The sequence below is a fragment of the Vibrio sp. R-1 genome (genome assembly GCF_035615595.1).
Taxonomy (GTDB): Bacteria; Pseudomonadota; Gammaproteobacteria; order Enterobacterales; family Vibrionaceae; genus Vibrio; species Vibrio cholerae.
In genome coordinates this window covers 1-6,253 of the sequence record NZ_WPDC01000130.1, presented here as the reverse complement: position 1 = coordinate 6,253, position 6,253 = coordinate 1, and the positions used below count along the sequence as shown (strand labels likewise).

Here is a 6,253-nt window from a genome sequence, read left to right as displayed (position 1 = left end):
CTCACGGCCGTAGATGCCTTTGATCACCAGACCTTTGAAGATCACTTGGTTCCAATCAATCGCCATCGATGACGGTGGAATACCTAGCAAAGCGATGCGGCCACCGTGGTTCATGGTTTTGAGCATGGCGCTGAATGCGCTTGGTACGCCAGACATCTCTAAGCCCACATCAAAACCTTCGGTCATGCCGAGCTCTTTCATCACCTCTTCTAGGTTTTGCTCCGCAACGTTCACAGCGCGAGTCACGCCCATTTTACGGGCTAAATCGAGGCGATATTCGTTCACATCGGTGATCACCACATGGCGCGCACCTACGTGTTTTGCAACCGCAGCAGCCATAATACCGATGGGGCCAGCACCGGTGATTAGCACATCTTCACCCACTAAGTCGAATGAAAGCGCAGTGTGTACAGCGTTGCCAAACGGATCGAAGATAGACGCCAGATCGTCGGAAATCCCTTCTGGAATTTTGAATGCGTTAAACGCTGGGATCACCAAGTATTCAGAGAAGCAACCGGTGCGGTTTACGCCCACACCAATGGTGTTGCGGCACAAGTGCGTACGGCCACCACGACAGTTACGGCAGTGACCACAAGTGATGTGGCCTTCGCCAGAAACGCGATCACCAATTTGGAAACCACGCACTTCTTGGCCAATGCCGACCACTTCACCCACGTATTCGTGGCCAACCACCATAGGTACTGGAATGGTTTTTTGTGACCACTCATCCCAGTTATAAATGTGTACATCCGTACCACAAATTGCGGTTTTCTTAATTTTGATCAGCAGGTCGTTGTGGCCAAGCTCAGGCATGTCCACTTCGTTCATCCAGATGCCCTGCTCTGATTTCAGTTTTGAAAGTGCTTTGATTTTCATAATTAAATTAATCCCATATCACGACCCACTTCGATGAAGGCGTCGATGGCTTTGTCCAGTTGTTCACGGCTGTGTGCGGCTGACATTTGCGTACGAATGCGCGCTTGTCCCTTTGGTACAACCGGGAATGAGAAACCAATAACGTAAATGCCTTTGGTCAGTGCGCGTTCTGCAAATTCTGCAGCCACTTTGGCATCACCTAGCATGATGGGAATGATGGCGTGATCAGCGCCGCCCATGGTGAAACCCGCCGCTTCCATACGAGTACGGAAGTGCGCTGCGTTTTCCCATAGGCGCTCACGCAGATCGCCACTCTCTTGCAGTAAGTCCAACACACGCAGAGATGCTGCAACAATCGAAGGCGCAACCGAGTTAGAGAACAGGTATGGACGTGAACGTTGACGCAGCCAATCAATCACCTCTTTCTTGCCTGAGGTGTAACCGCCGGATGCACCGCCCATGGCTTTGCCTAGCGTACCGGTGATGATGTCGATGCGGTCAATCACATCGTGGTATTCGTGTGTGCCACGACCATTCGCGCCCATGAAGCCCACCGCGTGAGAATCATCCACCATCACTAAAGCGTTGTATTTATCTGCCAAGTCACAGATAGCCGGCAAGTTGGCCACTACTCCATCCATTGAGAAAACGCCATCCGTGACGATGAGCTTATGGCGAGCACCGGCAGCATCTGCCGCGATAAGCTGCTCTTCCAGCTCTTGCATGTTGTTATTTGAATAGCGAAAACGCATCGCTTTACACAGGCGCACACCATCAATGATTGAAGCGTGGTTTAGTGCGTCAGAGATGATAGCATCTTCTTTATCGAGCAGAGTTTCAAACAAACCCGCGTTGGCATCAAAGCATGAGGTGTAAAGAATGGTGTCTTCTTTACCTAAGAATTGAGAGAGTTTCTGTTCTAACTGTTTATGGATATCTTGCGTACCACAGATGAAACGCACCGAAGCCATACCAAAGCCGTGGCTGTCCATCCCATCTTTCGCCGCTTCAATCAGCGCTGGGTGATTGGCTAAGCCAAGGTAGTTGTTGGCACAGAAGTTCAGAACTTCTTCACCCGTAGAAATCTCGACCGCCGCTTGTTGCTGCGAGGTGATCACACGTTCGGATTTATAAAGCCCTTCAGCTTTCACTTCCTCAATCTGAGTTCGGATTTGCTGATAAAAAGCAGAAGACATTGCGTATTCCTTCTTGTTTTTGTTTTGTGGGTAACAGGATCTATACCTAAGACACTTAGCGACAATGCTTCAAGTCGCAAGGGTATATTTACACTGTAAAAACCTTTCCCTTAGTGTAATCCAAGGTCACGCAAGCGATTATCTGCGGTAACGGAAAAGCATTCGTGAATCTAAGGCACAGATAAAGAATGATTTGCCTGCGCTTATCATCAAGTCCTAAACATAAGAATTATTTTCATTTAGGGGAAATCCCTTATTTTTTAATCAAAGGTCACCGCTATAATCAAAACGACTTAAGGTTTAACCAAGGAGGAACACCATGACGACAGTAATGAATGATAAACATCCGACTCCCGACCCAGCAGAAGATAATGCTTTCTTCCCATCGGCATACTCTCTGAGTCAATTCACTGCCTCCAAGTCAGATTTAAGTGGTGCCCATTACCCTACCCCTTACCAAGGCGGACGTTGGAAAATCCTTGTCGTTGGTGCCGATGAGCGTTATCTGATGATGGATAACGGCACTTTTTTTTCTACAGGTAATCATCCCGTTGAAACGCTTTTACCAATGTATCATCTTGATAAGGCAGGTTTTTCTTTTGATATTGCTACACTTTCTGGTAATCCAGTGAAGTTTGAATGGTGGGCCATGCCAAGAGAAGACCAAGAAGTGAATGGGTTATATAGCAAATATCAATCTTCTTTCAGGCAGCCACTTAAGTTGAGTGATGTGATTGAAACTGCGTTAGGTGAAGACTCCGATTATATCGGTGTGTTTATTCCCGGTGGACATGGCGCGTTAATGGGTCTGCCTGACAGCCAAGAGGTTAAAGCGGTCTTACAATGGGCGATGAAACAAAATAAATTTATTATCTCGCTCTGTCACGGGCCTGCAGCCTTCCTTGCCGTAGGTGATGATCCATTGTTTGCTGGATATAAAATTGTGGCCTTTCCTGACGAAATGGATGCTCAAACGCCCAGTATCGGCTATATGCCAGGTCATCTGACATGGAAGTTTGGCGAACAATTGCAAGCGATTGGTTTTGAATTACTGAATACTGGAATATCAGGACAAGTCTTCCAAGACCGTAAAATGTTGACCGGTGATAGTCCGCTTGCAGGCAATGCTTTAGGGCAACTCGCCGCCAAGGCATTACTTGCTGAAGTTGAGCAGAAATAAAATAGAGCAGAAAGAACCTATGCCCGCTGTCGATTTAATCACCTTGATAAGCCAACTGGAAGAAAGCCATAGCTTTTCCAAGGTTCAAGATATTGTTCGGCAACGGGCGCATTTTTATGGTTACGATAAGATCGTGTTTTTCTCAGCACACTCCACGCTCGATGGCATCATAGAGCGTATCTATTGGATTGAAGGTGATTGGTTTGACGATGGAGAAAACATTGATGCAGCGACTTACATCAAATATTGCCCTATAACTCGTCATATTATTGAAACTGATCGTCCTTTCTTTTGGACTAAAAAACCTGACGTCAATCGAGAACAATACAGAGTGGTTGCCAAACCCAAAGGTAGCGGCATACACGGCCTACAAATTCCTATTTTTGGCCATCTAGGACTAGAAGGAGCTGTGAGTCTAGGCGGTAAGGCAATAGATAGCTCACCGCGAGCTCGTTGTGAACTTAGTCTTTTATCAACTTATGCGTTTTTTGCGGCACGTCGTCTGCTTGAGTCCTCAGATCCAAACCGCTCAGCATTGCTCTCTAAACGGGAAAAAGAAGTGCTGTCATTGACAGCACTGGGACGCAGACAAGCCGATATTGCTATAGCTCTTGGTGTTTCTCCCAGAACCATTGAAAATCACTTGCGTAACGCCAGACTCAAACTTGGTGGGGCAACGACAGCCGAAACAATAAGAATTGCGATACAACGGGGCGATATCAATAGTCATTCAATATGAGCTACACCGGATTAAACTCTGACTTTACTACCACCAAATTGCATTTAGCCGATGATTCTGCGACAGTGACGCCACCGCTTGGCCGACTTATCGACACCTATGCTACTTCCCAAATTGATTGCTCTTTTGCCAGACCTCGCCACTTTTATTGTGGTGGTCAATGAAGGCAGTTTTACCGCTGCGGCCAGCAAACTTGGCGTAACACCTTCTGCGCTCAGTAAGCTGATTACTCGCCTTGAGCAAGCCTTGTCGGTCAAGCTGTTTGAACGTACGACGCGCAAACTCATCATTACTCAAGCAGGGCAAAAGGTGTATGACCAAAGCTTATTGATGGTCAATGCGGCGCAGCAAGCGATCGAAATCTCCAGTTCGGAACATGCCGAACCTGCTGGCGCACTGACGGTTGCTGCGCCAGAGGCGTTTTTAAACTCCGTATTGCAGCCGTTTGTGGTGCCATTTCTCGCCCAATATCCGCACATTCAGCTTAAGCTGCGTGCCGCCGATGGTGACATTGATCTGTTCAAACACAATATTGATGTCGCTTTTCGCCTGACGGATAAGCCGGATGAAAACCTCGTGCTGCGCGAGCTGTGCAAAACCAATTTAGTGCTGTGTGCCAGCCCTGAATATTTGGCGCAGCGCGGCACGCCGATTCACCCCACCGATTTAGCCGAGCATGATTGCCTCTACCTCGCGGAAACCGATAAAGATCATATCTGGACGTTTGCCAAAGGCCGTGAAACACACACAGTGGCGGTGAGTGGCCGTTATGCGGTGAACCAATCGCAACTGCGTTTAACTGGGGTGAAGAATCACCTCGGCATCGGCATTTTCCATGATTTTGTGGTGCAAGATGCGCTGACGGCTGGCAAGGTAGTGCAAGTGCTGCAAGAGTGGAATATTAAGAGCAATTATCACGGCGCGATTGCTATGCAGTACGCGCAGACCAAATACATGCCAGCTCGCTTGCGAGTGTTTATTGATTTTGTGCTCGAGCACCTCAGTCCTAAGCTCAATGATAAGGAGTCCACATGCTAAAACGCATTCATCATGCTGCGATCATTTGTTCGGATTACCCTCGCTCGAAAGCGTTTTATACAGAAATTCTCGGCTTGCGCGTTGTAGCAGAAAACTATCGTGCAGCGCGAGACTCTTACAAGCTGGATTTAGCCCTGCCTGATGGCTCGCAAATCGAATTGTTTTCTTTTCCTAACGCACCTGAACGGCCAAGTTTTCCGGAGGCGCAAGGGCTGCGCCATTTGGCGTTTGTGGTCGATGATGTGGCAGAAATAAAAGTTCAACTCGAGCAACAAGGCTTGAGTGTGGAGCCAATCCGCATTGATGAATACACTGGCAAAGCCTACACCTTTTTTGCTGATCCGGATGGGTTGCCACTTGAGTTGTATCAGGCTTAAACGAGGTCGACTCGTACTCATGTGAACGAAAAAGGCCAGATAAAATCTGGCCTCTATTTACTTTCCTAGTTTTGCACTTAACTGAAAGCGATTTTCAGCTTAGCAATACGACTCACCAGTAACCCATCAAGCAGCAAAGCCAACACTATCGTCGCTCCCGCCAGTGGGAATGCCACGCCAATCACCAGTAACGTGACTAAGCCTGCTTTCCAGACCCCATCTTGTTCAAAACGTGGCGGAACACCTAGCCGAGCTTGACCCGTTGGGCGGCGCAGCCACCACATCACCACACCGGTGACAGAGATCAGAATGAAAGCGAGACAAAACAGTACGTTGGCTATTTTGTTCCATACACTCAGATCGCCTTGATGCAGCGAAATCCCCGCCGCCATCACTTTGGCAAATGGCGAATAATCTTGCCAAGTGACCTCGGTGAGTAACGCACCAGAATATTGGTCAAAATGCGCGGTGCGATCATCACGTGGATCGACAATATCACCCGCCATGGTATTGGCAGAAACGGTATACACGCCCGTTTCCCCACGCGGAAAAGCAACGCGATACTGCGTAAAACCGAGCGTCTTGGCCTGAGCGATCACTTGGTCAATCCCAATAGTGGCATTGGTCGCGACTTTCTCATGCTCACCCCCATGATGATGCGATTGCGGTACTGGCGTTTGCTCTAAGTTCCAAGGCATCTCTTTTTCTGAGCCATGGTTTAAATCCGCATGCGTGAGTACCGATTGCGGTTTTTCTCCCCAAGTGTAATACGTCGGGAAGGTATTCCATGCCTGCACCAGTTTCCCTCCCCAAATGCCCGCCCACGAAAGACCGGAAATCAGGAAAA

At 48.2% G+C, this 6,253-nt stretch carries 7 protein-coding genes; 4 read left to right on the top strand and 3 right to left on the bottom strand.

The features are described 5' to 3' along the window. Both tdh and GOU96_RS16535 read right to left on the bottom strand, forming a co-directional pair. A partial coding sequence (gene tdh, locus GOU96_RS16540) for an L-threonine 3-dehydrogenase (RefSeq protein ID WP_324702025.1) occupies positions 1-876 on the bottom strand: 876 nt, incomplete at its 3' end. A gap of 2 nt (positions 877-878) precedes the next feature. Next, positions 879-2,072 (bottom strand): glycine C-acetyltransferase, encoded by a 1,194-nt coding sequence (locus tag GOU96_RS16535; RefSeq protein WP_000092843.1) that lies wholly within the window; start codon positions 2,070-2,072, stop codon positions 879-881. Positions 2,073-2,391: 319 nt separating this feature from the next. Here GOU96_RS16535 and hchA point away from each other — a divergent pair, with 319 nt between their 5' ends. The 4 genes from hchA (at position 2,392) to GOU96_RS16515 (ending at position 5,406) form a co-directional block, all read left to right on the top strand. Then, positions 2,392-3,252 carry a glyoxalase III HchA gene (gene hchA, locus GOU96_RS16530; protein ID WP_000214329.1) on the top strand — a complete coding sequence of 287 codons (861 nt, stop codon included), beginning with the start codon at positions 2,392-2,394 and terminating at the stop codon, positions 3,250-3,252. A gap of 19 nt (positions 3,253-3,271) precedes the next feature. Then, on the top strand, positions 3,272-3,991 hold the full coding sequence (locus GOU96_RS16525) for a PA1136 family autoinducer-binding transcriptional regulator (protein ID WP_032472180.1): 720 nt from the start codon (positions 3,272-3,274) through the stop codon (positions 3,989-3,991). A gap of 99 nt (positions 3,992-4,090) precedes the next feature. Beyond that, a complete protein-coding gene (locus tag GOU96_RS16520) occupies positions 4,091-5,029 on the top strand; it encodes a LysR family transcriptional regulator (protein ID WP_230610433.1) in 939 nt (312 codons plus the stop codon). Then, positions 5,023-5,406: a VOC family protein gene (locus tag GOU96_RS16515; protein ID WP_001961325.1), complete on the top strand. Its 384-nt coding sequence runs from the start codon at positions 5,023-5,025 to the stop codon at positions 5,404-5,406. Before GOU96_RS16520 ends, GOU96_RS16515 begins: the two co-directional genes overlap by 7 nt. Before the next feature lie 77 nt (positions 5,407-5,483). On the opposite strand, the gene GOU96_RS16510 is transcribed toward GOU96_RS16515, so the two are convergent. Continuing rightward, positions 5,484-6,253: PepSY domain-containing protein (locus tag GOU96_RS16510; RefSeq protein WP_324702024.1), on the bottom strand; the 770-nt coding region annotated here is incomplete at its 5' end.

Excerpts from the sequence above, each read along its gene's own strand:
- GOU96_RS16535 (WP_000092843.1), bottom strand. The coding sequence starts at position 2,072 with ATGTCTTCTGCTTTTTATCAGCAAATCCGAACTCAGATTGAGGAAGTG.
- hchA (WP_000214329.1), top strand. The coding sequence starts at position 2,392 with ATGACGACAGTAATGAATGATAAACATCCGACTCCCGACCCAGCAGAA.
- GOU96_RS16525 (WP_032472180.1), top strand. The coding sequence starts at position 3,272 with ATGCCCGCTGTCGATTTAATCACCTTGATAAGCCAACTGGAAGAAAGC.
- GOU96_RS16520 (WP_230610433.1), top strand. The coding sequence starts at position 4,091 with ATGCTACTTCCCAAATTGATTGCTCTTTTGCCAGACCTCGCCACTTTT.
- GOU96_RS16515 (WP_001961325.1), top strand. The coding sequence starts at position 5,023 with ATGCTAAAACGCATTCATCATGCTGCGATCATTTGTTCGGATTACCCT.